This is a genomic window from Kribbella sp. NPDC003557 (assembly GCF_040610805.1).
Lineage (GTDB): Bacteria > Actinomycetota > Actinomycetes > Propionibacteriales > Kribbellaceae > Kribbella.
Genome location: NZ_JBEXMY010000005.1, coordinates 76,183 through 102,226 on the forward strand (window position 1 = coordinate 76,183; position 26,044 = coordinate 102,226).

Genomic DNA, 26,044 nt, shown 5'->3' on the forward strand with positions numbered 1-26,044 from the left:
GGTGTCTCCTCCGGCTCGATGCTCTTGACCTCACCGTAGGAGTGCAGGCCGTCGGCAGGGAGTCCCTCTCGTTCCAGGTACTGCCAGTGCCTCCCGGCGATAGCGTGATATCTTGCTAGCTATGGCGAAGGACGCGACCAAGAACATCCTGCTGCGGCTCGACCCGGAGCTGGCCGAGCGGCTGCAGACTGTGGCGGCGGTGGAGGGACGGTCGGTGTCGGACGTGGCGCGGGAGGCGATCGCGGCGCTGGTGGACCAGCGGCGGCAGGACGACCGGTTCAGCCGGCTGCTCGAGGAGAACCTCGTGCGGCACGAGGAGTCGTTACGCCGGCTGCGCGGGGACGACTGATGCGCTACCTCGGGCGGTACGACGTTCTCGCGGTCGCCGCGCGCGTGCTGCGCTGCGCGTCCGACGACGTCGTGCGGCGGTCCGACCTCGACGCGATCGACCGGGTGCTGGACGACGTACGGGCGACAAGTGGCCTGGCCGAGGCTGCGGGTGCGCTGCTCGCCGGGCTGGTGCGGGCGCGGCCGTTCGACGGGGCCAACCGGGTCGTGGCGGTCGCCGTCGTGCTGCAGTTCGTGTCGCTGAACCGGGCCGATCTGCAGCTCGAACCGGTGACCGACGTGGACGAGTTGCTCGACCGGATCGCGGCCGATGAGGCCGGCCGCGACGAGGCCGCGGCGTTCGTCCGGAGCCGGCTGGAGCATCACCCGGTCACACCCGAGGACCTGCAGGAGCACTTGCACATCGAGCTGCTCGACGGCCTCGGCGACCTGTTGCAGGACTGGTGGAGGGGAGATCCGATGTACGAGCAGTTCAGCGAACCGGCGCGGCACGTGATCGTGCTGGCGCAGGAGGAGGCCCGCAGCCTCGACCACGTGTACGTCGGCACCGAGCACCTGCTGCTCGGCCTGATCACCTCGGGGCAGGGCGTCGCGGCGCACGTGCTCGCCGACCTGGGGATCACGGCGCCGGCGGTGCGGGACCTGGTGGTGGAGATCATCGGCCGCGGCCGCAGCGGCGCGGCGGCCGGGACGATCCCGTTCACGCCGCGCGCCAAGAGCACGTTCGAGTTCGCCTGGGGCGAGGCCCGGGCCCGCGGCGCGGAACAGGTCGGCCCGGAGCACCTGCTGCTCGGCGTACTCCACGACGGCGACGGGGTCGGCGGGCAGATCGTCACCAAGCTCGCCGAGAGCACCGACGAGGTGCGCCGCAAGCTCGAGAAGCGGATGAACTGGCGGCAGCGGTCGGAGTCACTCGTCACCGGCATGCTCGCCGAGGACCCCGGCACCACCTGGACGACGTACGGCCGGCGGCATCACCTGCTCGCCGAACTCAACGCCGTCCTGGACGAGAACGAACGTCTCCACGAGCAGGTCGCCGCGCTTCGCGAGCTGCTGCGGCGCCACCACATCGACCCGGACAGCTGAGCTCAGGTCGCGGCGAGGCGCTTCTTCTCCGTCTCGACGTCGAAGTCGGCCGCCGGCCACTCCGGGTTCAGCTCCCTCAGCGTCTCCAGCAGGATCGTGGTGACCGCCCAGTTGCGGTACCACTTGCGGTCGCTCGGGATCACGTACCAGGGCGCGTCCGGCGTGTTACAGCGCTCGATCGCGGCGTGGTAGGCGTCCATGTAGTCCGGCCACAGCTGCCGCTCGTCGACGTCGCCCGGGTTGTACTTCCAGTGCTTGGTCGGGTCGTCGAGCCGCGCCTGCAGCCGGACCCGCTGCTCCTCGGGCGAGATGTGCAGATAGCACTTCACGATCGTCACGCCGCTCGCGGTCAGCTCGGCCTCGAACTCGTTGATCTGGTCGTATCGCCGGGTCCACACGTTCGGCGTGACCAGCTCGCGCACCCGGGCGATCAGCACGTCCTCGTAGTGCGACCGGTCGAAGATCCCGATCATCCCGTGGCCCGGCACCGCCTGCCGGATCCGCCACAGGAACCCGCGGCGCTTCTCGGCCGGCGTCGGCGCCTTGAACGAGGTGATCTTCAGGCCCTGCGGGTCCATCAGCCCCGCGCCGTGCCGGATCACCCCGCCCTTGCCGGAGGTGTCCATCCCCTGCAGGACCAGCAGGATGCTCCGCCCGCCACCCGTGCGTCCCTCGGCGAACAGCCGCTCCTGCCAGTCCGAGACCTCGTCACCGAGATTCGCCAGCGCGAGCTTGCCGTCGTCCTTGGTGCCGCTGAACCCCGCGGTCGCACGGGTGTCGTAGGTCGTCAGATCCACCGCACCGGCCGGCACCCGCAGCTGCTCCCGCAATCCCCCACCGGCGGCCTTCTGACCCTTCTTCTGCTTCGCCATTCACTCATCCTGCCTCATCGGTCCTGGATCGCCGCGGTATTGCGACGGCGCCGCCACAACACCAGTTCGATCACGACGACCGCGATGGCGCTGACCGCGAGCGAGACGAGACTCCACACCATGCCGCCGAGCAGCGAGAGGCAGTCGCCGTCGCCGGCCGGGCAGTCGGTGGCCTCGTAGTACGCCGTACCGGCGCCCAGCGCGACCAGCATCACCGCTACCGCGCCGCAGATGTACGCGACCGCGCGGACGATCCACCGGCCACCGGCCCGGGCAACGCCACGCGGCTGCGAGCCGGTCGCGGACAACACCAGGGACGCCAGGCCGACCGCGCCGACGAACACGACGAACTCGGCTTCGTCGCGGTTCCAGATGAAGTGGAAGCCGTCGTCCGTCGACGCCCGCCAGACCAGCCAGGCGAAGAAGACCGCCAGTACGACGGCAGCGCCGAGCCGGACTTTCCGCATGTGCTCAGGGAATCACGCCGCGCGGGCCAACGCGATCAATCTCGACAGGGCGCGCAGGTACTTCTTGCGGTAGCCGCCCTTCAGCATCTCGGGCGAGAACAGCCGGTCGAGCGGGACGCCGCCGGCGAGCAACGGGAGGTTGCGGTCGTACATCCGGTCGGCGAGGACGACCATCCGCAGCGCCACGTTCTCGTCGGTCAGCGGCCGGATGTCGGTGATCGCGACGGTCCCGACCCCGTCGAGCAGTGCGCCGTACTTGCTCGGATGCAGCTCGGCCAGATGCCGGTGCAGGTCGACGAAATGGTCGCAGGACGCGTTCGCCCGGACGGCCGCCTCCTGCTCGACCTTCTCGTCCGGCCACGGGTCCGGCGCCACCGGGAGCCCGCGATGCCGGTAGTCCGGCCCGTCCACCCGCCGGACGTCGAACCGGGCGGCGAGCCCCTGGATCTCGCGGAGGAAGTCGACCGCCTGGAACCGGCCCTCGCCGAGCTTGTCGGGCAACGTGTTCGAGGTCGCCGCGAACTCGACCCCCGCCTCGACCAGCTGGCCGAGCAGCCGCGAGATCAGCATCGTATCGCCGGGATCGTCCAGCTCGAACTCGTCGACACAGATCAGGCGGTACGACGACAGCGCCTCGACCGCGGTGCGCAGGCCGAGCGCGCCGACGAGGTTGGTGAGCTCGACGAACGTGCAGTACATCTTCGGGGCGGCCGCTTCGTGCCAGAGCGACGCCAGGAGATGTGTCTTGCCTACTCCGAATCCGCCGTCGAGGTAGATCCCCGGCTTGCCCTCGACCGCGCGTTGCGGGCGGAGCCGGGACCAGAGCGACGGCGCCTGCCGGGGTGTGGCCAGCTTCGCGGCCCGGGCGGTGAGGACGGCCAGTGCCTCGGACTGGGACGGCTCGTCCGGGTCGGGCCGGTACGTGCTGAACCGGACGTCGGCGAACCGCGGCGGCGGGACGCACTCGGACAGCAGCCGGTCGGAACTCACGACCGGCGTCCGCTCACTCAGCCGCACGACCATGCGCCCAACCCTAAGCCAGGGAAAAGTGTGGAAAGCCTGCTGTGGCCTTGACCACTTTCTTACTTTCAGTTAGGAAGTTGGGTGTGAGTTCGTGAGGCGAACGACGAGGAGTCTCCGATGGGCGAACAGCACGTGCGGCGGCGGACAGTTCTCAAGACAGCGGTGGGCGCGCTGGGCCTCGGGCCGGCGCTGGCGGCCTGCGGCGGCAGTGACAGCGGTGGCGGCACCACGAGCGGCGGGAAGGCCGTGGTCCGGATGTGGTCCTGGTACAACGACCAGGAGGACCAGTTCCCCAAGCTGATCAGCGCGTTCGAGGCCGCGCACAGCAACATCAAGATCGAGAACCGGATCTTCGGCACCCCCGACCAGTACCTGCCCGCCCTGCAGGCCGCGGTCGCCGGTGGCGACGTCCCGGAGATCTTCGCGCCGCACACCAGGGCGCTGACCTATGGCACCGGCGGGATCTCCGCCGACCTGAAACAGGAGCTCGGCGACGACTTCCTGAAGGACTTCTTCGACTCGGCCAACCAGGAGTACACCCTGGACGGCAAGCAGTACGCGGTCGGCTGGATGGCGCAGACGTTCGGGCTGTTCTACAACCCCGACCTGCTGAAGGCGGCCGGTGTCGGCGAGGACGAGATCGAGACCTGGGACGACCTGATCGCGGCGGCCGCGAAGATCCGGAAGACCGGCAAGCACCCGGTGGCGCTGAGCTGCAACCCCACCACCAGCTCGCTGGACTTCTTCCTGCCGCTGATCACGCAGGTCGCCGACGACCCGACGTACTACCTGAAGCTCGATCAGTTGAAGGACGGCGCCACGTACGAGGACCCGAAGGTGGTCCAGGCGATCGAACTGCAGCAGAAGATCGTCAAGGCCGGCGTCTTCCAGCCCGGCACGACCGGCACCAGCGGCGACCAGGCGCCGCAGATCTTCTACACCGGGAAGTCCGCGATGCTGTTCAACGGCAGCTGGACCCCGCAGGGCCTGACCAAGGACGCGTCGCCGGCCTTCAACAAGCTCTACAAGGTGATGAAGACGCCGGCGATCGCGCCCGGCAAGCGGCACTGGACGGCGAACCAGGCGGGCGCCGGCTGGGCGGTGTCGGCGACCAGCAAGAACAAGGACGCGGCGCTGGAGTTCCTGAAGTTCATGTACTCCGCCGAGCAGTACTCCCCCACCATGAACGACTCGAACTCGATGCCGGCCACCAAGAGCGCCGCACAGCGGATCGAGCTGCCGATCATGAAGCAGATGACGTCGTGGCTGCTGGACGGCGACGGCTGCCCGCACATCCCGTTCGGCCCCGGCTCGGTGGCGGCGGGCGATCCGCTGGCGAAGATCTTCGACGGCAGCGGCGAACCGGCCGCGGTCGCGAAGGCGATGCAGCAGGCGGTGCAGAACGCCAAGGGCGGCTGACTGGATGAGTGCCGGTCAGGTCTTCGGAACTCCACTCAGGAAATCCCAGAGAGTCGCAGGCTATCTGTTCGTCGCGCCGACGTTCGTCCTGTTCCTGGCGTTCGTGCTGTGGCCGATCCTCTACACGGCGTACCTGAGCCTGACCTCGTGGGGCGGGTTCGGGGCGCCGCGGTTCGTGAACCTCGACAACTACAGCCGGATGCTGCACGACCCGGTGGCGCGCCGGGCGCTGATCGTCACGCTGGTGCTGACCGGCGTGACGACCGCGCTGCTGACGTTCCTCGGACTCGTCACGGCGGTCCTGGTGAACGTGATCTGGCCGAAGGTCGGCGTCGTGGTCCGGACGGTCCTGTTCATCCCCGGCATCGTCTCGTTCGTGGTCTCGGCGGTGCTGTGGAAGCTGATCTACGACCCGAACATCGGCACGCTCAACCGGCTGCTCGGAGCCGTCGGCCTGGACAGCCTGCAGCACCCGTGGCTGGCCGATCACAAGACCGTGCTGCCGGCGATCGTCGTGGTGACGGTATGGGGCGGCATCGGCTTCACGATGCTGATCTACTTCGCCGGTCTGCAGAGCATCGACCCGAACCTGTACGAGGCTGCCGCGATGGACGGCGCCAACACGGTCCAGCAGTTCCGGCACATCACCGTGCCGAGCCTGCGGGTCGTCACCGGGCTGATCGTCAGCCTCGGGCTGCTCAACGGGTTCAAGGCGTTCGACGTGATCTTCGTGATGACCGGCGGCGGGCCCAATCACGCCAGTGAGGTGCTCGGCACCTACCTGTACTCGCTGGCCTTCGGGTCGACGTCCGGCTCGATCCCGCAGCTCGGGTACGCCAGCGCGTTCAGCGTCGTGACGATGGTGCTCTGCACGCTCGCCGTGGTCGCCCAGCTCTGGCTGACCCGGAGGGCGGACCGATGAGGAAAACGTGGTTCGGAAAGTCGGTCGCGACTTTCGTACTGTTTCCGTTCTGCGTCCTGATGGCGTTTCCGTTCCTCTGGATGCTGCTGACCTCGCTGCGGGAGCAGAACACGATCTTCAACGGTCCGGTCATCCCCCGGAAGTTCACCGGTACGGCGTACCGCGAGGCGTGGACGTCGATCGAGTTCCCGCTGCATTTCTGGAACAGCGTGTGGATCACGACGGTCACGGTGATCGGCGTGCTGGTGTTCGCGACGCTCAGCGGGTACGCGTTCGCGAAGCTCGATTTCCCGTTCCGGAACACGCTTTTCGTACTCCTGCTGACCACGCTGATGATGCCGTCGACGGCGCTGATCATCCCGCTCTACCTCGAGCTCAAGTCGTTCGGCCTGCTCGACAGCCAGACCGGGCTGCTGGTGCTCTACATCTCCGGATCGGCGCCGTTCGCGATGTTCCTGATGCGGGCGTTCTTCCAGACGCTGCCGGACGAGCTGATCGAGGCCGCGCGGGTGGACGGCGGCAGCGAGCTGACGATCTTCCGCCGCGTCATCCTGCCGCTCACCCGGCCCGGGATCGCGACCGTGGTGATCTTCCAGTTCCTGTCCACCTGGAACGAGTTCCTGATCGCCAACACGGTGCTGCGGAACACCGACTCGCTCCCGCTGCAGCCCGTGCTGTTCACGCTGATGGGTCAGTACTCCACGAACTGGCCGGCGCTGACCGCCGGTCTCACGCTGTCCGTCGTCCCGGTGGTGATCGTGTACGTCCGGATGCAGCGGCAGTTCGTCGCCGGGATGATGCTCGGCGCCGTCAAGAACTGAGAGAGGTCGTATGCCGATCAAGAACATTGTCGTCAACTGCACGGATGTCCGGCGCTCGGTCGAGTACTACACGCGGTGGCTCGAGCTGGACGTGATCGGGGAGGTCACACCGGAGCGCGCCGTCCTCGACGCGATGACCGCGACGATCGAGCTGCGCGCCGTACGGCGCGGCCGCGAGCAGAGCACCTGGTCGCCGGACGACCTGCAGAAGGGCTTCCGGCACATCGGCTTCAAGGTCGACCGCCTGGACGAGCGGGCCGCCACGCTGCAGGCCGGCGGCGTCGAGTTCAAGCTCGACCCGCTCGATGCCGAGGGCAACGTCCGGATCTGCTTCTTCTACGACCCGGACGGCACGCTGCTGGAGATGATCCAGGGCGACCTGCAGTACGCCGAGGTCCTGGACGCCGACGGAGTGGCGCGCGAGCGGGCCCTCGGCGTACCCGCGCGGCCGCGCTTCGACCACGTCGCGGTCACCATCGAGGACCGGGACGCGACCAGCGCGTTCTACCACCAGCACCACGGCTTCGACTTCATCGGCACGATCGAGCAGCCGCACGACAGTCGCGGTTTCCACATCGGCTACCTCAAGGGCGGCGACACCGTCCTCGAGGTGTTCACCTACGACGTACCCACACAGGCGCGCGACCCGCAACTGGACGTCGCCGGGTTCGCGTACGCCGAACTCGCGGGCGACCCTCCGGACCTGCCGGTCGCGATCTCGCCGGACGGGACGAAGGTCTACGTCGACCCCGACGGGTTCGCGTACGCCGTAGGCTCCGGCGCATGACTGAAGACAAGCAGGGAAACTGGCTGCGCCCGCTCGGCTCCACCGGTCTGACCGTCTCCGCCGTCGGCGCCGGCGGCAGCGGGATCGCGGGGATGCCCGCCGTCTTCGGGTACGACGTCACGCCGCGCGAAGCGATCGACCTGGTACTGCGGGTGTTCGACAGCCCGCTGACCTGGATCGACACCTCCAACGGGTACGGCGACGGCTCCAGCGAGACCCGGATCGGCCAGGCGATCCGCGAGTACGGCGGACTGCCCGAAGGCTTCCTGGTCGTGACGAAGGTGGACGCGAAGGACGGCGACTACTCCGGCGCGCGCGTCCGGGCGAGCGTCGCCGAGAGCAAGGAGCGGCTCGGGCTGGACGAGCTCCCGCTGGTGCACCTGCACGACCCCGAGGCCCACGACTTCGACTCGATGCGGGACGCCGTCGACACCCTCATGCAGCTGCGCGCCGACGGCGAGATCGGGCACGTCGGACTCGCGGGCGGCGACACCCGGGAGCTGTCCCGCTACCTCGACCTCGGCGGGTTCGAGGTCCTGCTCGTGCACAACCGGTGGAGCCTCGTCGACCACTCGGCCGGCGCGATCTTCCAGCGCGCCCGGGCCGACGGCATCGCGGTGGTGAACGCCGCGATCTACGGCGGCGGCATCCTGGCGAACCCGGCCGGCGCGACGAAGTACGCCTACCGCGAGGCCCCGCCGGCGCTGCTGGAGGCGGTGGCGGAGATGGACAAGGCGTGCCGCGACCACGGCACCGACCTGGCGACGGCCGCGCTCCGGCACTCGATCGACGACCCGGGGATCGCCGGCACCGTCGTCGGCATCAGCAAGCCGGCGCGCGTCGACGCGCTCCTCACCGCCCGCGATGCGGACCTGCCCCAGGAGTTGCTTAACCGGTTAGGTAGCCTGCTTCCGGACAAGCAATACTGGGTGGAGAAGGAGACGACGTGACGAACGGCTTCCCGAGCGGGTTCACCTGGGGCGCGGCGACCGCGTCGTACCAGGTCGAGGGCGCGGTCTCCGCGGACGGGCGCGGTCCGAGCATCTGGGACACCTTCGCCCATACTCCGGGCCGGATCGCGGACGGCACCAACGGTGACGTGGCCGACGACCACTACCACCGGTTCGCTGACGACATCCGGCTGCTGGCGGACCTCGGGCTGACCGCGTACCGGTTCTCGATCGCCTGGCCGCGCATCGTGCCCACCGGCTCGGGTGCGGTGAACGCGTCCGGTCTGGACTTCTACCGCCGGCTTGCCGAGACCTGCCTGGAGAACGGCGTCACGCCGTACGCGACGCTCTACCACTGGGACCTGCCGCAGCCGCTGGAGGACGCCGGCGGCTGGCTGGTGCGCGACACGGCCGAGCGGTTCCGCGACTACGCCGCCGCCACGCACGAGGCGCTGGCGGACGTGGTCAAGCACTGGATGACGCTGAACGAGCCGTGGTGCTCGGCCTTCCTCGGGTATGGCAACGGAGAGCACGCGCCCGGCCGGACCGAGGGCGCCGGCGCACTGAAGGCGGTGCACCACCTGCTGCTCGGTCACGGGCTGGCGCTCGACGCGATCCGCTCGGACGGCGGCACGTACGGGATCGCACTGAACCCGGCGCCGATCCACGCCGCGTCCGACTCCCCCGCCGACCGCGACGCCGCGCGCCGCATCGACGGCCTGCGGAACCGTCTCTTCCTGGAGCCGCTGCTGGCCGGTGTGTACCCGGCCGACGTCCTCGAGGACACCGGGACGGCCTCGTGGTTCGCCGAGCAGGAGGCGGACCTGCCGCTGATCGGGGCGCCGCTCGACTTCATCGGCGTCAACTACTACTGCCCGACCACGGTGGCGGCGCCGGACGGGCCGATCTCGTCACCGGTCGTGTCCACGCAGCCCGGCAGCGAGAACGTCGTCGCGGTCGACACCGGTCTGCCACAGACCCAGATGGGCTGGCCGATCGAGGCGACCGGGCTGCGCGACATCCTGGTCACGATCAACAAGATGGCGCCCGATCTGCCGTTGTACGTGACCGAGAACGGGTCGGCGTACCCGGATCTCGTGTCCGCGGACGGCACGGTCGAGGACGACGAGCGGCTCGACTACCTCCAGCAGCACGTCGCCGTCTGCCAGGACCTCGTCAGCGAAGGCTTCCCGCTGAAGGGGTACTTCGCCTGGTCGCTGATGGACAACTTCGAATGGGCCTGGGGCTACAGCCGCCGCTTCGGCATCGTGTACGTCGACTACGAGACCCAGCAACGCATCGTCAAGAAGAGTGGCCGCTGGCTCGCGGCCTTCCTCGAGTGACCTCACGAACCTGAGACGAGTTGTTGCATCCGGGGACCTGCTATTTCAGGTCCCCGCTTGCCATAAGAGGTCTCAGGTTGGGCAGGTGGGCTCAGGCGCGGGCGTTCTGATGCGGCGTCAACTGGCTGTGGAGTACTAGGGACGCTGCGCCTAGGGCTGCGGCGCTCGGGCCCAGTTTGGAGAGTTCCACGCGGGTCGGGTGCATGGCCCGGACGAAGGAGAGGCGGTTGATCTCCTGCGCCGCGACACGGGCGTAGATGTCGCCGGCCTCGCTGAAGCCGGGGCCGGCCAGGATGATCTGGTCGAGGTCGAGCAGGTTGGTGATCGAGAGCAACGCCTTCGCCAGGTACGTCGCGGACTCCTCGATCAGCTCCAGGCAGCGCGCGTCTCCGCCGGCGGCGAGGCGTGCGATCTTGGCGAAGTCGGAGCGGACCGACAACTGACGGCCGCGCAGACCGAGCTTGTCGGCCAGCGCCGGGTCCTCACCGGCGCGCGCCACCACCGCCGCCGGCGCCGCCAGGCTCTCCAGGCACCCCTGCCCGCCGCACCAGCACATCGGCCCGTTCACGTCGAGCACCATGTGGCCGATCTCGCCGACGTTGGACGACGAGCCGCGGTACACATCGCCGTTCGTCACCAGGCCTAGCCCGAAACCGGCCGCCAGATACACGGTGGCGAAGTCGTTCACCGACGGGATCTTGCCCGCCCAGAACTCGCCGATCGCCGCGCAGGTCGAGTCGTTCTCCACCACGACCGGGTGGTCGATCGCCGCCTTCAGCGTGTCCCGCACCGCGAACGGCTCCCACGCGTACTTCTGCGAGTCCGTCCGGAGCAGCCGCGTCCCGCCCCGGCCCTGCCGGCCGGCCAGCGCCACGCCGACCCCGACCAGCGTGGACGGCTCGATCCCCGCCTTCACGATCAGGTCCTCGAGCTCGGCCGTGATCCGCTGGACCGCGGTCGCCGGCGGCTCCTTCCCGATCCCGCGCGACGCCACCTGTTCGATCACGCGGCCGCTCATGTCGGTCACGACGTACGTCGTGCTCGGGGTGTCGATCGCGATGCCGACCGCGTGCCGCGCGCGGGGGTTGAACTGCAGCAGCGTGGCCCGTTTGCCGCCGGTCGGGTCGCCGTACCCGGTCTCGATGATGAGGCCGTCGGCGAGCAGCCGTTTGACCACCCGGGAGATCGACGCGCCGGTGAGCCCGGAGCGCTCGGCGAGGTCCACGCGGGTGACCGTGCCGCTGGAGCGGATCAGGTCGAGGATCGCGCTGTGCGTCTCCTGTGCGGTCGCACCTCTCAGAATCTTCGCCACGTCACCCTCCCTCGGAGCGAACTTTAGTACACAACGTAAGGAAGTGGCAGTGGTTGACCTCAATGATTGTTGAGGTTCTAGCGTGACGGATGTGAAAGCGATCAGATTGCACGCGTTCGGCCCGGCGGAGAACCTGGTGTACGAGGAGGTGCCGGATCCCGTCGCGGGCAGCGGCACGGTACTCGTCGACGTGGAAGCGGCCGGGGTCCATCTCGTCGACACGATGATCCGCGCCGGCACGAACGCCGGCAGCCCGATCCCGGTGCCGGAGCTGCCGACGATCCCCGGGCGCGAGGTCGCGGGCCGGGTCAGCGCGGTCGGCCCGGACGTCGACCCGTCGTGGATCGGCAAGCGGGTCGTGGTCCATCTGGGCATGGTGCCAGGCGGGTACGCCGAACGCGCGGTGGCGAAGGCCGAGTCGCTGTACGAGTTGGCCGACCACGTCGACGCCGCCCAGGCAGTAGCCGCGATCGGCACCGGCCGGACCACCGCCGGGATCCTCCGGCAGGCGCACGTCACCGCCGACGACGTCGTACTGGTGACCGCGGCCGCCGGTGGCATCGGCAGCTACCTGATCCAGGCGGCCCGCAACGCCGGCGCCGTGGCGATCGGCCTCGCAGGCGGTCCGGAAAAGGTCGAACTGGTCCGCTCGTTGGGCGCGCAGCACGCGATCGACTACCGCGACCCGGACTGGCCCACGCTCCTCAAGTCCGAGCTGGCCGACCAGGAGATCACGGTTCTCTTCGACGGCGTCGGAGGCCCCAACGGCCAACAGGCCTTCGACCTCCTGGGCACCGGCGGCCGAGCCCTGATGTTCGGCTGGTCCGGCGGCGGCCCCATCGAGTTCACCCACGAAGACCTCATGTCCCGAGGCCTGACCGCCGGCTGGGCCATAGGCGCCAAACTCACCCGCCAACTCCGAGCCCTCGAGTCCGCCGCCCTGGAAGAGACCAGCACCGGCCGCTGGAAGGCCCTCACCACAACCTTCCCCCTGTCAGAAGCAGCCGCCGCCCATCGCGCCTTGGAAACCCGAGCCACCACCGGCAAGGTCGTACTGCTCACCTGACCACCCACGAAGAAGAAAGAAGGATTGGTGGCCGGCTACTCGAAGCGCAAGCCGCCGGATCCTTCGCCCTTTCTACCCAGGCTTGGGTAGGTAGTCCCCCCACCCTCCAGGTCGAAGTCCGTCGGCTCCAGCTCGTCCTTCAGGTCCGGCGGCCGGGTCAACAGCTCCTCACCCGCACACTCCTACGGGAACGGGATCGGGCAGGTGGGGTTGCCGGCGCAGGTTTCGAGGTCTTCGCAGCCGGCGGCGATGGCGGCGCGGAGGGTTTCGGCGATGATGGTCAGGTCGGCGAGTTTGGCTTCCACGTCGGTCAGTTTCTGGCGGGCTCGGGTCTGGAGGTCGGCTCCCTCGCCGTGGCGGTGGCGGTGGCGGGTGGCGTCGAGGAGGTCGGAGACCTCGGCAAGGGTGAAGCCCAGGCGCTGGGCGGCCTTGATCGTGCGCAGCGTCGTGACCGCCTCCGGCCCGTACATTCGATGGCCGCCGAGGGTGCGTGACGGTTCGTCCAGCAGGCCGCGGCGTTCGTAGTACCGCAAGGTTTGCAGGTTCACCCCGGCGGCGGCTGCCACCTCGCTGGATCTCATGAGCGGAAGATTTCGTCCATGGATCGACGGTAATCCTGTACCCAAGTACAGGATGCAACTACTGGAGCCAGGTCAGCGTGAACTGGACCGCGCCGAACGCGACCCGGTCCCCCGGCCGGACCCGCACGGTGGTTGTGATGCGGAGGTCGTTGACGCAGGTGCCGTTCATGGAGCCGAGGTCGCGGAGCAGCCAGCCGTCGTCGACGTGCCGGAGCTCCGCGTGGGCCCGCGAGACCGACTCGTCGGGCAGCCGGAGCGTCGCGCCGGGGCCGCGGCCGATCCGCACCGTCGGTGAGCCCGGGGCCGGCAGCGCAAGAGCGGGCAGAGGAGCGGCATCCGTACGACGGACCAGGGCGAGACGAGGCAGCGACCGAGTGGGATGCGAGAGACGGAAGCGTGGGAGCTTATCGCGCAACTCGCGGATCCAGGTGACGAAGCCCGATTCGCCGCGTGGCAGGTCGCGGACGGCGTCGGCGAGTTCGCCGCGGCTCTGGGCGCGGAGGACGACGTTCATGCGCCGGATGAAGGTGTCGTGCGACAGGCGGCCCGTGCCGGCGCCGTCGCGGAGGATCGCCAGCGCCTGGTCCCGATCGGCGTCCGACGGACGCGTCCACCCCAGCGGAACCGAGCTCATGACGGCATTGTCCGTGGCTCCCGGTTCACTGTCCACCACGGCACCGTGACAGCGGGTTCCTGGAGACTGTCCGTGCGGTGGGACAGAATGACGGGATGCGACTGCCTGTGATGCCGCCGGTCAAGCCGATGCTCGCCAAGCCGGTGAAGGAGATCCCGCGCGGGGAGATGTCCTACGAGCCGAAGTGGGACGGCTTCCGGTCGATCATCTTCCGCGACGGCGACGAGGTGGAGATCGGCAGCCGGAACGAGAAGCCGATGACGCGGTACTTCCCCGAGCTGGTCGAGGCGGTCAAGGCGAACCTCCCGGAGCGGTGCGCGATCGACGGCGAGATCATCGTTATCGGCGCGTCCGGCGACCGGCTCGACTTCGAGGTGCTGCAGCAGCGCATCCATCCGGCGGCGAGCCGGGTGAACATGCTGTCGGAGAAGACCCCGGCCCGGTTCGTCGCGTTCGACCTGCTGGCGCTCGGTGACGACGACTACACCGAGCGGCCCTTCAGCGAGCGCCGCGCGGCGCTCCTGGACGCGCTCGCGAACGTCAAGGAGCCGATCCACGTCACTCCCGCGACGGCCGACCACGACACCGCGGCGCAGTGGTTCGAGCAGTTCGAGGGCGCCGGCCTGGACGGCCTGATCGCGAAGCCGCTCGACGGCACGTACCAGCCCGACAAGCGGGTGATGTTCAAGGTCAAGCCGGAGCGGACGGCGGACTGCGTCGTCGCCGGCTACCGGCTGCACAAGAGCGGCCCGGACCGGATCGGCTCGCTGCTGCTCGGCCTCTACAACGACGACGGCACGCTGGCGAGCGTCGGCGTGATCGGCGCGTTCCCGCTCGAGCGCCGCAAGGAGCTCTTCCAGGAGATGCAGCCGCTCGTCACCACGTTCGACGACCACCCGTGGGCGTGGGCGAAGCAGGAGGAGGGTGTCCGGACGCCGCGCAACGCCGAGGGCAGCCGCTGGCAGGCCGGCAAGGACCTCTCGTTCGTGCCGCTGCGCCCCGAACTCGTCGTCGAGGTGCGGTACGACCATATGGAAGGCATCCGCTTCCGCCACACCGCCCAGTTCGTCCGCTGGCGCCCGGACCGCACACCGGAGTCCTGCACGTACGAGCAGTTGGAGGAGCCGGTCAAGTTCGACCTGGCCGATGTCCTCTCCAGCGCCCAACGCTGATGCTGTACGACTTGTACGCGCGGCGCCTCCGCCGTCAGCTGCGCGGTCTGCCGAAGCCGGCGCACGTCGCGATCGCCATGGACGGCAACCGCCGCTGGGCCCGCGGCGCCGGGTACGACGACGTCCGCGTCGGTCATCGCTTCGGCGCCAGGCATCTCGAGCAGTTCCTGCACTGGAGCGCGGACGCCGGGATCACCTGCGTCACCGCCTGGGTCGCGTCGGCCGACAACCTGCGCAAGCGCGACTCGGCCGAGGTCGACTACCTGATGGAGCTCACCGAGAGCGTGCTCGCCGACCACATCCGCCGCGACCACCGCTGGCGGCTGCATGTCGCGGGCCAGCTGGACTTGTTGCCCGACTCAACCGCCCGCGCGCTGAAGGAAGCGGTCGAGCTGAGCCGCGACCGGGACGCCGGCGATCTGACGCTCGCGATCGGGTACTCCGGACGCCTCGAGGTGCTGGACGCCGTGCGGTCGGTGCTCGACGAGGCGGCCGCGGACGGGCAGTCGATCGAGGACGTCGCGGACGCGCTGAGCGAGGACGACATCAGCCGGCACCTGTACGTCCCGGGCCTGCCGGACCCCGAACTGGTGATCCGGACCAGCGGCGAGCTGCGGATGTCGGACTTCCTGCTGTGGCAGGCGACGGGCTCGGAGATCGAGTTCTGCGACCTGTACTGGCCCGCGTTCCGCGAGGTCGACCTGCTCCGGGCGCTGCGCACCTACGGACGGCGAAGACTGCAACGATCCAGTTGAATACTTTCGGGTCCGGCGGGGGCACTATGGAGGTGTACCGACTGGTAAGCAGCGGAGGTGGCACGATGTACGACGTCGTACTGCTCGTCGAACAGGAACTGTCCGAACCCGACGCGAAACGCGTCGTCGAACTCCATCAGGACATGCCCGAGCCGGTCAGGTACCACGTGCTGGTGCCCTGCCACAACGCGGAGGCCGGCGTCGAGGCGTCGATCAGCGCCCTCGGGACCGCGGACCTCTACGGGCCGGGTCTGGCCGGTCAGCGCGAGGACCTCGCGGAGGCACAGGAGGCGATCGACACCGAGGCCAAGGGGTGCAGCGGGCGCAGCGTCCAGCGGCTCCGCGACCTCGGCCGGAGCGCCGAGGGCGGTATCTCGCACGACCGGCCGATCGACGCCCTGGTCGCGACCGTGCAGCACGTCCAGGGCCGCGAGGTCATCATCCTGACCCGCCCGCACATCGTGGCGGAGTTCTTCCACCTCGACTGGACCAACTCGGCCCGCCGGCACCTCGGCGTCCCGGTGCTCCACCTGCTGGAGCACGACTCACGGCCGGCTAATGCGGGAGCAGAGCAGCGTAAGTGATCCCGCCGGCCAGAGCGGCGATCAGGAGCGCCAGCGTGGTGCGGACCGCGCGCTCACCGGTCCGCCCGTAGTGCCGGCCGTCCTCGGAGTGGTACGCGAGCTTGAACCCGGCGTACCCGGCCGCGAGGACGAGCCCTAGCTTGATCATCAGACACCTGCCGCTGTGCCGGATTCCCTGAACTGCGTGTGGTAGAGATCAGCGTACTCGCCGCCGGCCGCGAGCAGTTGCTCGTGCGTGCCGCGCTCGATGATGTTGCCGTGGTCAACCACCAGGATCAGGTCGGCGTTCCGCACAGTCGAGAGCCGGTGCGCGATCACCAGCGACGTACGGCCTTCCAGCGCGGTGTCCAGCGCCCGCTGGACGGCGACCTCGGACTCGGAGTCCAGGTGCGCGGTCGCCTCGTCGAGGACGACGATCTTCGGCGCCTTCAGCAACAACCGGGCGATCGCGAGTCGTTGCCGCTCGCCACCGGACAACCGGTGCCCGCGGTCGCCGACGACGGTGTCCAGCCCGTCCGGCAGCGCCGACACCAGGTCCCAGATCTGCGCGGACCGCAGCGCGGCGATCATCTGGTCCTCGGTCGCCTCCGGCTTCGCGTAGACCAGGTTGGCGCGGATCGTGTCGTGGAACATGTGCGCGTCCTGCGTCACGTACCCGATCGTGTCGTGCAGGGACTGCAGCGTCACGTCCCGGACGTCGTGACCGCCGACCCTGACCACTCCCCCGGCCACGTCGTACAGCCGGGCGACCAGGTTGGTGATCGTCGTCTTGCCGGCACCCGACGGGCCCACGAGGGCGACCATCTGGCCGGGCTGGACCACGAAGCTGACGTCGTCGAGAACCTGCGAGGACACGCGCTTGTCGAGGACCGCGACCGACTCCAGGCTGGCCAGTGAGACCTGCTCTGCCGTCGGGTACGCGAACGCGACATGCTCGAACTCGACACTCGCCGCGTCACCGGGCAGATCCTTCGCGTCCGGCGCGTCCTTGATCATCGGCTCCAGGTCCAGCACCTCGAAGACCCGCTCGAACGACACCAGCGCGGTCATCACGTCGACGCGAACGTTGGAGAGCGCGGTCAGCGGACCGTACAGCCGGCCGAGCAGCGCGACGAGCGCGAGCAGCGTGCCGATCGTCAACGTCTCGCGGACGGCCAGGTTGCCGCCCACGCCGTACACCAGGGCAGTCGCCAGCGCGGCGACCAGCGTCAGTGCGGTGAAGAAGACACGGCCGAGCATCGCGATCCGGATGCCCAGGTCCCGGACCCGCCCGGCCCGCTCGCCGAAGTCGGCGTTCTCGATCGACGGCCGGCCGAACAGCGTGACCAGCAGCGCGCCGCCGACGCTGAACCGCTCGGTCATCGCGGTCGACATCTCGGCGTTCAGCTGCATCTGCTCCCGGGTCATCGCGGCCAGCCGACGACCCAGGACGCGGGCCGGGATCAAGAAGATCGGCAGCATCAGGATCGCGACGACGGTCAGCTGCCAGCTCAGCGCCAGCATCGCGCCGACGACCAGGATCAGGCTGATGACGTTCGAGACGACGCCGGACAGTGTGGAGGTGAAGGCCTGCTGGGCGCCGATCACGTCGTTGTTCAGGCGTGAGACCAGCGCGCCGGTCTGGGTCCGGGTGAAGAACGCGACCGGCATCCGCTGGACGTGCCCGAACACCTTGGTCCGCAGGTCGTAGATCAGCCCCTCACCGATCCGGGCCGAGAACCAGCGCTGCACGAGCCCGAGCACAGCCTCGACGACCGCGAGCAAGGCGACCACCAGCGCGAGCGCGGTGACCAGGCCGGCGTTCCCCTTGGAGATCCCGTCGTCGACGATCCTCTTGAACAGCAGCGGCGACGCGATCACCAGGAACGCCGAGACGACCACCAGCAGCAGGAACGCCGTGATGTGCCAGCGGAACGGTTTCGCGAACCGCAGGATCCGCCGCAGCGTGCCCTTGGCCAGCTTCTGCTCCAGCACCGACGTGTCCTGGCGCCGCCAGCCCATCGCACCCATTCCGGGGCGCATCATTCCCGACATCCGGCCTCCCTTTCGCCTGATCTTCTCAACATCCGGTGCCCCGGGACACTTCCCGCAACTTTTGGTTGCACATCCGGGGCGCGATGCCCTACAGTCATAAGCAACCAAAGGTTGCGAAAGGATGAGGGGCATGACCAGGAGCATCGAGCGCGAGATCCGGATCGAGGCGGCGCCGGAGGTGGTGTACGAGGTGGTCAGCTCGCCCGAGCACCTGACCGAGTGGTGGCCGGACGAGGCCGACCTCAAACCCGTCGTGGGCGCGACCGGGACCGTGGGATTCCGGCAGGACGAGGGCACGGCGGTCATGCCGGTGACCGTGATCGAGGCCGAGCCGCCGCGCCGGTTCGCGTTCCGCTGGGACTACGACGCGGCGTCGGCGACCCCGGAGAACTCGCTGCTCGTGACGTTCGAGCTCGAACCGGTCGACGGCGGCACCCTGCTCCGGTTCGCCGAGACCGGGTACGACGAGGCCGCCAAGTCCGACGCCGTGCTCGAGGACCACACCAGCGGCTGGGACTACTTCCTGCCCCGCATCGCGCCGTACGCCGGAGGGCTGGCGCAGCGGTCGTGATCGACGACGAGCTCTGGTCCGCGATCGGCGACCCGACCCGACGGCGGATGCTCGACCTGCTGCTGGCCGACGGCGGCGGTACGGCGACCAGCCTCAGCGACCAACTGCCGGTCACCCGGCAGGCGGTCGCGAAACACCTCGGCGTCCTCGACCGGGCCGGACTCGTGCACTCCGCGCCGTCCGGGCGCGAACGCCGCTACACCGTGGACGACCAGCAACTCGCCCGCGCGATCGGCCAGCTGACCGACGTCACCGCGACGTGGGACCGGCGGCTCCAGCGCATCAAGCGCATCGCCGAGGCGATCGAACAACGCAAGGGAGAAAAGTCATGAGCGACATCCTGCACAGGGTCGGCGTCATCGCGCCGCTGAACGACGTACACACTGCCCTCACCACCATCGACGGTCTGGCCGGCTGGTGGACCGAGGACACCAAGGGCGACCCCGACGGCGTGATCGAGTTCCGCTTCGCCAGCGCGGGCGGCGACGGGTTCGACATGAAGGTGCTGGAGACCTCGCCGGAGCTGGTCCGCTGGGAGGTCGTCGGCGGGCCCGAGGAGTGGATCGGCACGCACGTCAGCTTCACGCTGTCGCAGGCCGACGAGTACGCGATCGTGCTGTTCAAGCACGAGGGCTGGCGGGAGCCGGTCGAATTCATGTACCACTGCAGCACGAAGTGGGCGACGTTCCTGATGAGCCTCAAGCAGTACGTCGAGACGGGCAAGGGCGACCCTGCGCCGAACGACGTCCTGGTGAGCAACTGGCACTAGCCGAACGCGGCCAGGAGCTCCTTCAGGCGGCGCTCCTGCGCTTCCCGCTCGGCCTTGAGCTGATCGTCGTACGAGTGGTCCGCGGCACCGAGCAACAGAGCCTTGGTCTCGCGGATCGCTCCCGGCAACGGGCCGAGCAACGCGTCGGACAGGTCCTTCACGGTCCCCTCCAGCTCGTCCGCCGGGACGACGATGTTCGCGAGGCCGAGCTCCTTGGCCTCCGCGGCCTCGACCCAGCGGCTGGTGGCGCAGATCTCCAGCGCCCGGGAGTAGCCGATCAGCTCGACGAGCGGCTTCGTGCCGCCGAGGTCCGGGACCAGGCCGAGCGACGGCTCGCGCATGCTGAAGCGCGCGTCGGGCGTGACGACCCGGAGGTCACAGGCCAGGGCGAGCTGGAAGCCGGCGCCGACCGCATGGCCCTGCACCGCGGCGATGCTGACGATCTCGGGACGCCGCAACCAGGAGAAGCCGGACTGGAAGTGCGCGATCAGCTCCAGGACCTCGTCGGTCGGCTTGGCGCCGAGCGTCAGCAGCGGCTCCTGACCCAGGTCGTTGTCGCCCATGATCAGCCGCCGGTCGAGCCCCGCCGAGAACGACGGCCCCTCCCCCGACACGACGACGACCCGCACCTCGGGCGGCAGCGCCGCACCGAACTCGGCCAGCGCACTCCACATCGCCGGAGTCTGCGCGTTGCGCACCTCGGGACGATCCAGCACCACCCGAGCCACGGGCCCGTCCACACTCAGTCGCAGACCAGTCATGGGACGGATATTACTCGGAAGTAATCAGGCGAGCGAGATCAGGTCCGCGTACTCGTTCGACCAGAGGTCCTCGACGCCGTCCGGCAGCAGGACGACGCGCTCGGGTTCGAGCGCCTCGACGGCCCCTTCGTCGTGGGTGACCAGGACGATCGCGCCCGTGTACGAGCGGATCGCGTTCAGCACCTCGGCGCGCGAGGCCGGGTCGAGGTTGTTGGTCGGCTCGTCGAGGAGCAGGACGTTCGCCGCGGACACGACCAGCGTGGCGAGCGCGAGGCGGGTCTTCTCGCCGCCGGACAGCACCCTGGCCGGCTTGTCCGCGTCGTCGCCGGTGAACAGGAACGAGCCGAGCACGCTGCGCGCCTGGGTCTCGTTCAGGTCCGGGGCGGCGGTCTTCATGTTCTCCAGCACCGTGCGGTTCACGTCCAGGGTCTCGTGCTCCTGGGCGTAGTACCCGAGCTTGAGGCCGTGGCCGTCGATCACCTCACCGGTGTCGGCCTTCTCGATCCCGCCGAGGATCCGCAGCAGCGTGGTCTTGCCGGCGCCGTTGAGGCCGAGCACGACGACCCGCGAGCCCTTGTCGATCGCCAGGTCGACGTCGGTGAAGATCTCCAGCGAGCCGTACGACTTCGACAGCTCGCGCGCCATCAGCGGCGTCTTGCCGCACGGCGCCGGCGTCGGGAACGCGATCTTCGCGACCCGGTCCTGGGCCCGCACCTCGTCGAGCGAGGACATCAACTGCTCGGCGCGCCGCAGCATCTGCTGCGCGGCGGTCGCCTTGGTGGCCTTGGCGCGCATCTTGTTCGCCTGGCTGACCAGTTGGTCGGCCTTCTTCTCGGCGTTCGCGCGCTCGCGCTTGCGGCGGCGCTCGTCGGTCTCGCGCTGGCTCAGGTACGCCTTCCAGCCGACGTTGTAGACGTCGATCTCGGCGCGGTTCGCGTCCAGGTGGAACACCCGGGTGACGGTCTCCTCGAGCAGGTTCACGTCGTGGCTGATCATGATCACGCCACCGGCGTACGACTTCAGGAAGTCGCGCAGCCAGATGATCGAGTCGGCGTCCAGGTGGTTGGTCGGCTCGTCGAGCAGCAGCGTCTCGGCCTGCGCGAACAGGATCCGGGCCAGCTCGACGCGGCGGCGCTGACCGCCGGACAACGTCGACAGCGGCTGGCCGAGCACCCGGTCCGGCAGCCCGAGGTTCGCCGCGATCCGGGCCGCCTCGGACTCGGCGGCGTACCCACCGGCGGCGTGCAGGTCCGCCTCGGCGCGCTCGTACCGCCGCATGCCCTTGGCGCGGGTCTTCTCGTCCGCGCTGGCCATCGACTTCTCCGCGGAGCGCATCCGCCGGACGACCTCGTCCAGGCCGCGCGCGGACAGGATCCGGTCCCGGGCCAGGACGTCGAGGTCACCGGTGCGCGGGTCCTGCGGCAGGTAGCCGATCTCGCCCGAGGACGTCACGGTGCCGCTGGCCGGCAGGCCCTCGCCGGCCAGGATCTTGGTCAGCGTGGTCTTCCCGGCGCCGTTGCGGCCGACCAGCCCGACCTTGTCGCCGGGACCGACCCGGAACGAGGCGGGCGCGAGCAGCTGGCGGGCACCGACGCGAACCTCGAGCTGGGAAACAGTGATCATCGGGGTTCGCAGGCGTCCTTACGCTGGGCTACGGGCTGAACTCTCGGGCGGCACGGCGGCGCCACGGCACGCCGGAATCCCCCGTTCTCAGGTCTAGTGTATGTGGGGTGAAATTCAATCCGGACGCGGATCTCGACACCAGCGGTGTCGAGGACACCCGCGGTAGTGGTGGCGGCGGCCGCAGCGGGCTGCCGGGCGGGATGATCCCGGTCGGCGGCGGTATCGGCGGCATCATCCTCCTGATCGTGATCCTGCTCCTGTCCGGCGGGCTGCCAGGCGGAGGTGGCAGCGACGAGCCGGCGGCACGGAACACGGCGGCGGGCAACCTCGACTCGTGCAAGAAGGGCACCGACCTGCAGTCGAACTCGGACTGCCGGTTCGTCTTCTACCAGAACTCGATCGAGAGCTTCTGGGCCGCGGAGCTCCCGCGCCGCGGCAAGAAGTACACGCGGGCGCCGATGCGGGTCTTCGAGGGCTCGGTGAACACCGGCTGCGGCCCGGCGACCAGCGCGGTCGGCCCGTTCTACTGCCCGCCGGACAAGCGGGTCTACCTGGACATCGGATTCTTCCAGACGCTGCAGGAGGACCTGGGCGCGCGCGGCGGCGAGTTCGCCGAGGCGTACGTCGTGGCGCACGAGTACGGCCACCACATCCAGAACCTGTACGGCATCCTCGACCGGATCAAGTCCCGCAACGGGCCGACGTCCGACTCGGTCCGCTCCGAGCTGCAGGCGGACTGCCTGGCCGGTATCTGGACCAACCACGCGACGACGGTCCCGAACAGCAGCGGCCAGCCGCTCATCACCGAGCTGAGCGAGGACGACATCGCCCGCGGCCTGGATGCCGCCGCCTCGGTCGGCGACGACCGCATCCAGCAGAAGACCCAGGGCCAGGTCACCCCGGAAAGCTTCAGCCACGGCACCGCCGAGCAACGCATGCGCTGGTTCACCAAGGGCATGGACTCCGGCGACATGACCGCCTGCGACACCTGGTCCGCCAGCACCCTCTGAGGGCTTACCTCCTCAGCTGGAGGGTTGCCCCCTGAGATTCTCAATGGGCAACCCTCCATCTCAGGGGCTGCCCGCTGAGATGGAGGGTTGTGGCAGCCAGAGTCAGGCGACCTGGGCCGGGCGGTGGTAGCCGGGGAGGAGTTCGTCCACCAGGGCGTCGGTCTCGGCCTCGGGGCCGCGGGGGCCGCCGTGGCGGGTGAGGGCGGCGTACATCTGGCCGGCCACGTTGGTGACGTCGGCGGTGGTGCCGAAGTGGGCGGCCAGGCGGAGGGTGGCTCGCCACAGTTCCTCCGAGGCCGGCGAGAAGCTGAGGCCGGTCTGGAGGGCCGTGCGGGCCAGGTTGCCGTCGTTGTGGCTGAGGGACGCCTCGGCGAGCCGCAGGGCGGCGTCGACGACAGCCTCCGCCATCCGGCGCTCGATCCCGGACGCCGCGAGCCACGAGTAACGGCCGCCGGGCAGGTTCGACCACGCCGGACCGTGCACCAGGCTGAGCGCCGTCGACAGCGGGCCGCGCGGGTCGTCGATCATCGACGCCTGCTTCGCGAGCGTCCGGAACACGTCCCAGTCGACCCGCACGACGCTGCGGTTGAGCATCCAGCGGCCGGACTCGTCGGCGTACATCGCGTCCACACCGACCCAGCGCCGGGTGTGGTCCAGCGCCGCGTCCCGCAGCTCCTGGCTGATGCCGCGCGGCCAGATCGCACCGGCGAGCACGTTCGGGTGGACGCCGTAGTCCTGGCTGGCCAGGAACGCGATGATCTCCGTCGACAGCGCGATCCGGCCGTCGTCGATGGTCCCGCGGGCATCCACCTCGACCGGGCCGAGCAGGTCCACCTCGACCGGAGCCGGCTGGCTCAGATCCATCGCGGAGAACTCGTACGCCGGCATGTCCTGCTCCGAGCGGCGCTTGTCCCGCGCGTCCGTCTCGGCCGCGTCGAACAGCGCGACCAGGTCGGCGAACTGCTCCGGGTTGACGCTGTGCGCGTCCACCTCGAGGCCGAGCAGCCGGCAGACGGCCTGGTTCTTCTCGTCCACGACGAACCGCCACGGCGAGTTCAGCACGTCACCGACCACGACCACCGCGATGCTGCGCTGGGTGTCCGCGGCCAGCCGGTTCAGCTGCTCCTGCTCCTCCGGCGACGGCGGCGCGGACAGGAAGATGACCTCCGGTCCCCACAGCGCCGCGTCCGGATGCGTCATCCGGGCCTCCGCGACCGAACCGGCGTTCCGCCGCTGGCAGGCCTGCACCTGCGCCTCGGTCCGCCGGGCGACCTCGCCCATCGCGTCGTCGAGGCGGACCCAGTAGCTGAGCCGCGTCGGCGCCAGCGACGACAGGTCGTCGCCGAACCCGACCATGCTGATGTGCGCGCCCTCGGACCACAGGTTCGTCGCGAGCTCGACGGCGAGCGAACCGACCACGTCGCGGGAGGCGTTGTTCACGCCGCCGAACGCGACGATCCCGTTCGCCGTGTCGAGGTCGATCAGCACCGTGGCACCGTCCGCGTTCTGCCCGACCGTCACCAGCGTCGGGTACGGCGCCGGCGCGTTCACCTCGCCGCTCGGACCGTAGCCGCGGCGCAACGTCCACCGCGTGCCGTCGGCGATCGCCTGCCACGGGCCGGGCGGCTCGGGCTGGGCGCCGTACGGGTCGAGGACGAGCGTGAGCGCCCGGTCGGTCACCAGCGCGGCAACGACCTTCGGCATCGGCCGCTGGAGCTGGGTCATGTCCGCACCCAGCTTGCGCAGCGAGTTGTCGACGAACTGGGCGGTCGGCACGTCCGACGCCAGCCGCAGGCCGACCTCGGTCTGCCGGTGGCCGGCGGCCTTCGGGCCGGGGCCCTGCGCCCAGCCGCGGCGGCGCTTCAGCGCGAGTGCCAGACCGGCCGCGAGCAGCGTCGCGCCGAACCCGTACATCCCGGCTTCCTGCAGGCTGATGCCGTCGTCGGCCGCGACCGGAGTCGCCTCCGGGACGCGGGTGCCGCCGGCGGCCGGTTCGCCGTGCTCGGACTGGCCGGCCCCCGGAGCATGCGGCTCGACGGTGACGCTCGGCTCCCCCGGCTTGACGTTCTTCGCGCCCGGGTCGTTCTTCGCGCTGCCGATCCCGATCGACGACGGCTTCTCCATTCCTTGCTCGGAGAAACGTCCCGGACCGGTCGTCTTCGTCTCGGGCGTCGTCCTGGTCTCGGTCTTGTTCTCGACCGTGACCTTCGGCTTGACCGCCGTCCTGGTCTCGGTCGTCGACTTGGTCGTCTTCGTGCTGACCGTCGACTTGGTGTGGTCGCCGATGCTCACGCGGACCGTGTGCACCCCCGGGCCCTTGGCATCGGCCGGCAGCCGCACCTGCCAGCCCGGCAGGATCAGGTCAGGGTTGGTCAGCCGGCGGCCGTCGGGCTGCAGCTTGTTCTTGTTGAGGTCGTAGATCTCCTTGTACCGGCGGCCCTCGCCCAGATACCGCTCGGCGATGTCCCACAGGCAGTCGTAGTTCCGGCCCTGCGGCGGGCGGACCTCGGTGTACTTGACGACCTGACCCTTGTGGTCGTTGTTCGTCCGGACGCCGACGCTCGTCTTCGACTGCTGGTGGCTGCCGCTGAGCACGGTGCTCGCCGCCTCGGTCTGGCGGAACTGCGACGCCGAGGACTCGTGCTGCACGCTCACGGACGTCGGGGCGGCCGGTCCGCTCGTGGTGACCGCGCTCGCGACCGGCAGGCTGACGCCCGCGCCCGCCGCGATCAGCACCACGGTGCCGATCAACCGCCGGGCCAGCGCCTGCGAGCCGCCGCCGAGCGGGACCCGCGGCGAGAGGCCGTGACCGCGGATCTCCGCGACCGCCTCCGCGACCAGGCAGACCACGAAGTGCAGCCACGCGATCCAGATGAAGAACGCGATGATGCCCAGCACGGTCTCGACGCTCAGCTCGCTGAACAGCATGCTCTTGCTGGGCATCGTGTCCGGCCACGGCGTACCGAAGAAGCGCAGCAGCACGTACGGCACGCCACCGACGATCGCCAGGATCGCGAGCAGCGCGACGAACCCCTTCAGCCGGTCCGCACCCGGACTCCCCGACCGCCGCTGCGGCAACCGCGCCGCCTGCACAGGCTCGTTCGTCCTAACCATCACGCCTCCATACCCCCACC

Annotated in this window: 27 protein-coding genes; 16 read left to right on the forward strand and 11 right to left on the reverse strand. The window is 69.6% G+C overall.

Translation table 11 applies throughout. The features are described 5' to 3' along the window. Nucleotides 1–121: 121 nt before the first annotated feature. Together ABZW60_RS21020 and ABZW60_RS21025 are read left to right on the forward strand one after the other, a co-directional pair. A complete protein-coding gene (locus tag ABZW60_RS21020; RefSeq protein WP_355479197.1) occupies nt 122–349 on the forward strand; it encodes a ribbon-helix-helix protein, CopG family in 228 nt (75 codons plus the stop codon). After that, complete coding sequence (locus ABZW60_RS21025; RefSeq protein WP_355479199.1) at nt 349–1,434, forward strand: Clp protease N-terminal domain-containing protein; 1,086 nt, start codon at nt 349–351, stop codon at nt 1,432–1,434. Before ABZW60_RS21020 ends, ABZW60_RS21025 begins: the two co-directional genes overlap by 1 nt. A 2-nt stretch (nt 1,435–1,436) precedes the next feature. Here the strand turns inward: ABZW60_RS21025 and ABZW60_RS21030 are convergent, their stop codons facing one another. The 3 genes from ABZW60_RS21030 to zapE are packed head-to-tail and all read right to left on the reverse strand — an operon-like array spanning nt 1,437 to nt 3,796. Then, nucleotides 1,437–2,306, reverse strand: coding sequence for a polyphosphate kinase 2 family protein (locus tag ABZW60_RS21030; protein ID WP_355479201.1), 870 nt, complete (start codon nt 2,304–2,306; stop codon nt 1,437–1,439). Between the two features lie 14 nt (nt 2,307–2,320). After that, a complete protein-coding gene (locus tag ABZW60_RS21035; protein ID WP_355479203.1) occupies nt 2,321–2,773 on the reverse strand; it encodes a hypothetical protein in 453 nt (150 codons plus the stop codon). Between the two features lie 12 nt (nt 2,774–2,785). Further along, complete coding sequence (zapE, locus tag ABZW60_RS21040) at nt 2,786–3,796, reverse strand: cell division protein ZapE (protein WP_355479204.1); 1,011 nt, start codon at nt 3,794–3,796, stop codon at nt 2,786–2,788. Nucleotides 3,797–3,913: 117 nt separating this feature from the next. Between zapE and ABZW60_RS21045 the strand changes: the two genes are divergently transcribed. Genes ABZW60_RS21045 through ABZW60_RS21070 form a run of 6 tightly spaced genes read left to right on the forward strand, consistent with a single transcriptional unit; the run spans nt 3,914 to nt 10,038 of the window. Beyond that, a complete protein-coding gene (locus ABZW60_RS21045; RefSeq protein WP_355479206.1) occupies nt 3,914–5,215 on the forward strand; it encodes a sugar ABC transporter substrate-binding protein in 1,302 nt (433 codons plus the stop codon). A gap of 4 nt (nt 5,216–5,219) precedes the next feature. Beyond that, the gene (locus tag ABZW60_RS21050; RefSeq protein WP_355479208.1) at nt 5,220–6,137 is read left to right on the forward strand and encodes a sugar ABC transporter permease; all 918 of its coding nucleotides are present in this window, start codon (nt 5,220–5,222) and stop codon (nt 6,135–6,137) included. Beyond that, nucleotides 6,134–6,958 carry a carbohydrate ABC transporter permease gene (locus ABZW60_RS21055; RefSeq protein ID WP_355479210.1) on the forward strand — a complete coding sequence of 275 codons (825 nt, stop codon included), beginning with the start codon at nt 6,134–6,136 and terminating at the stop codon, nt 6,956–6,958. Before ABZW60_RS21050 ends, ABZW60_RS21055 begins: the two co-directional genes overlap by 4 nt. A gap of 10 nt (nt 6,959–6,968) precedes the next feature. Next, a complete protein-coding gene (locus ABZW60_RS21060; protein WP_355479212.1) occupies nt 6,969–7,745 on the forward strand; it encodes a VOC family protein in 777 nt (258 codons plus the stop codon). Further along, nucleotides 7,742–8,695, forward strand: a complete 954-nt coding sequence (locus tag ABZW60_RS21065; RefSeq protein ID WP_355479214.1) for an aldo/keto reductase — start codon at nt 7,742–7,744, stop codon at nt 8,693–8,695. The genes ABZW60_RS21060 and ABZW60_RS21065 overlap by 4 nt, the downstream gene beginning before the upstream one ends. After that, nucleotides 8,692–10,038, forward strand: a complete 1,347-nt coding sequence (locus ABZW60_RS21070; protein ID WP_355479216.1) for a GH1 family beta-glucosidase — start codon at nt 8,692–8,694, stop codon at nt 10,036–10,038. The genes ABZW60_RS21065 and ABZW60_RS21070 overlap by 4 nt, the downstream gene beginning before the upstream one ends. A gap of 91 nt (nt 10,039–10,129) precedes the next feature. Here ABZW60_RS21070 and ABZW60_RS21075 read toward each other — a convergent pair whose 3' ends face one another. Next, nucleotides 10,130–11,350, reverse strand: a complete 1,221-nt coding sequence (locus tag ABZW60_RS21075; RefSeq protein WP_355479218.1) for an ROK family transcriptional regulator — start codon at nt 11,348–11,350, stop codon at nt 10,130–10,132. A gap of 82 nt (nt 11,351–11,432) precedes the next feature. Here ABZW60_RS21075 and ABZW60_RS21080 point away from each other — a divergent pair, with 82 nt between their 5' ends. Beyond that, nucleotides 11,433–12,416 carry a zinc-binding dehydrogenase gene (locus ABZW60_RS21080; RefSeq protein WP_355479220.1) on the forward strand — a complete coding sequence of 328 codons (984 nt, stop codon included), beginning with the start codon at nt 11,433–11,435 and terminating at the stop codon, nt 12,414–12,416. 182 nt (nt 12,417–12,598) lie between these two features. Here the strand turns inward: ABZW60_RS21080 and ABZW60_RS21085 are convergent, their stop codons facing one another. Then, nucleotides 12,599–12,997 carry a MerR family transcriptional regulator gene (locus tag ABZW60_RS21085; RefSeq protein ID WP_355479224.1) on the reverse strand — a complete coding sequence of 133 codons (399 nt, stop codon included), beginning with the start codon at nt 12,995–12,997 and terminating at the stop codon, nt 12,599–12,601. Between the two features lie 58 nt (nt 12,998–13,055). Continuing rightward, entirely contained in the window at nt 13,056–13,631 is a 576-nt protein-coding gene (locus tag ABZW60_RS21090) for a DUF1707 and FHA domain-containing protein (RefSeq protein ID WP_355479225.1), read from the reverse strand. 95 nt (nt 13,632–13,726) lie between these two features. Between ABZW60_RS21090 and ABZW60_RS21095 the strand changes: the two genes are divergently transcribed. The 3 genes from ABZW60_RS21095 (at nt 13,727) to ABZW60_RS21105 (ending at nt 16,142) form a co-directional block, all read left to right on the forward strand. Next, on the forward strand, nt 13,727–14,803 hold the full coding sequence (locus ABZW60_RS21095; RefSeq protein WP_355479227.1) for an ATP-dependent DNA ligase: 1,077 nt from the start codon (nt 13,727–13,729) through the stop codon (nt 14,801–14,803). Then, nucleotides 14,803–15,558, forward strand: coding sequence for a polyprenyl diphosphate synthase (gene uppS, locus ABZW60_RS21100; RefSeq protein ID WP_355479229.1), 756 nt, complete (start codon nt 14,803–14,805; stop codon nt 15,556–15,558). The genes ABZW60_RS21095 and uppS overlap by 1 nt, the downstream gene beginning before the upstream one ends. A gap of 65 nt (nt 15,559–15,623) precedes the next feature. Further along, nucleotides 15,624–16,142: a hypothetical protein gene (locus ABZW60_RS21105; protein ID WP_355479231.1), complete on the forward strand. Its 519-nt coding sequence runs from the start codon at nt 15,624–15,626 to the stop codon at nt 16,140–16,142. Here ABZW60_RS21105 and ABZW60_RS21110 read toward each other — a convergent pair. Both ABZW60_RS21110 and ABZW60_RS21115 read right to left on the reverse strand, forming a co-directional pair. Further along, nucleotides 16,114–16,290 carry a hypothetical protein gene (locus tag ABZW60_RS21110; RefSeq protein ID WP_355479233.1) on the reverse strand — a complete coding sequence of 59 codons (177 nt, stop codon included), beginning with the start codon at nt 16,288–16,290 and terminating at the stop codon, nt 16,114–16,116. The genes ABZW60_RS21105 and ABZW60_RS21110 overlap by 29 nt on opposite strands. Continuing rightward, the gene (locus ABZW60_RS21115) at nt 16,290–18,167 is read right to left on the reverse strand and encodes an ABC transporter ATP-binding protein (protein ID WP_355480480.1); all 1,878 of its coding nucleotides are present in this window, start codon (nt 18,165–18,167) and stop codon (nt 16,290–16,292) included. The genes ABZW60_RS21110 and ABZW60_RS21115 overlap by 1 nt, the downstream gene beginning before the upstream one ends. 139 nt (nt 18,168–18,306) lie before the next feature. Between ABZW60_RS21115 and ABZW60_RS21120 the strand changes: the two genes are divergently transcribed. Genes ABZW60_RS21120 through ABZW60_RS21130 form a run of 3 tightly spaced genes read left to right on the forward strand, consistent with a single transcriptional unit; the run spans nt 18,307 to nt 19,516 of the window. Next, entirely contained in the window at nt 18,307–18,747 is a 441-nt protein-coding gene (locus ABZW60_RS21120; RefSeq protein WP_355479235.1) for an SRPBCC domain-containing protein, read from the forward strand. Next, a complete protein-coding gene (locus tag ABZW60_RS21125; protein WP_355479237.1) occupies nt 18,744–19,079 on the forward strand; it encodes a metalloregulator ArsR/SmtB family transcription factor in 336 nt (111 codons plus the stop codon). The genes ABZW60_RS21120 and ABZW60_RS21125 overlap by 4 nt, the downstream gene beginning before the upstream one ends. After that, the gene (locus tag ABZW60_RS21130; protein ID WP_355479239.1) at nt 19,076–19,516 is read left to right on the forward strand and encodes an SRPBCC domain-containing protein; all 441 of its coding nucleotides are present in this window, start codon (nt 19,076–19,078) and stop codon (nt 19,514–19,516) included. Before ABZW60_RS21125 ends, ABZW60_RS21130 begins: the two co-directional genes overlap by 4 nt. Here ABZW60_RS21130 and ABZW60_RS21135 read toward each other — a convergent pair. Further along, nucleotides 19,513–20,277, reverse strand: coding sequence for an enoyl-CoA hydratase/isomerase family protein (locus ABZW60_RS21135; RefSeq protein ID WP_355479241.1), 765 nt, complete (start codon nt 20,275–20,277; stop codon nt 19,513–19,515). The two genes, ABZW60_RS21130 and ABZW60_RS21135, sit on opposite strands and share 4 nt — an antisense overlap. 24 nt (nt 20,278–20,301) lie before the next feature. Further along, complete coding sequence (locus ABZW60_RS21140; RefSeq protein WP_355479242.1) at nt 20,302–21,900, reverse strand: ABC-F family ATP-binding cassette domain-containing protein; 1,599 nt, start codon at nt 21,898–21,900, stop codon at nt 20,302–20,304. 107 nt (nt 21,901–22,007) lie between these two features. Between ABZW60_RS21140 and ABZW60_RS21145 the strand changes: the two genes are divergently transcribed. Next, the gene (locus tag ABZW60_RS21145) at nt 22,008–22,910 is read left to right on the forward strand and encodes a neutral zinc metallopeptidase (protein ID WP_355479244.1); all 903 of its coding nucleotides are present in this window, start codon (nt 22,008–22,010) and stop codon (nt 22,908–22,910) included. A 102-nt stretch (nt 22,911–23,012) separates the two neighbouring features. Here the strand turns inward: ABZW60_RS21145 and ABZW60_RS21150 are convergent, their stop codons facing one another. Continuing rightward, a complete protein-coding gene (locus ABZW60_RS21150; RefSeq protein WP_355479246.1) occupies nt 23,013–26,024 on the reverse strand; it encodes a hypothetical protein in 3,012 nt (1,003 codons plus the stop codon). Nucleotides 26,025–26,044: the final 20 nt, after the last annotated feature.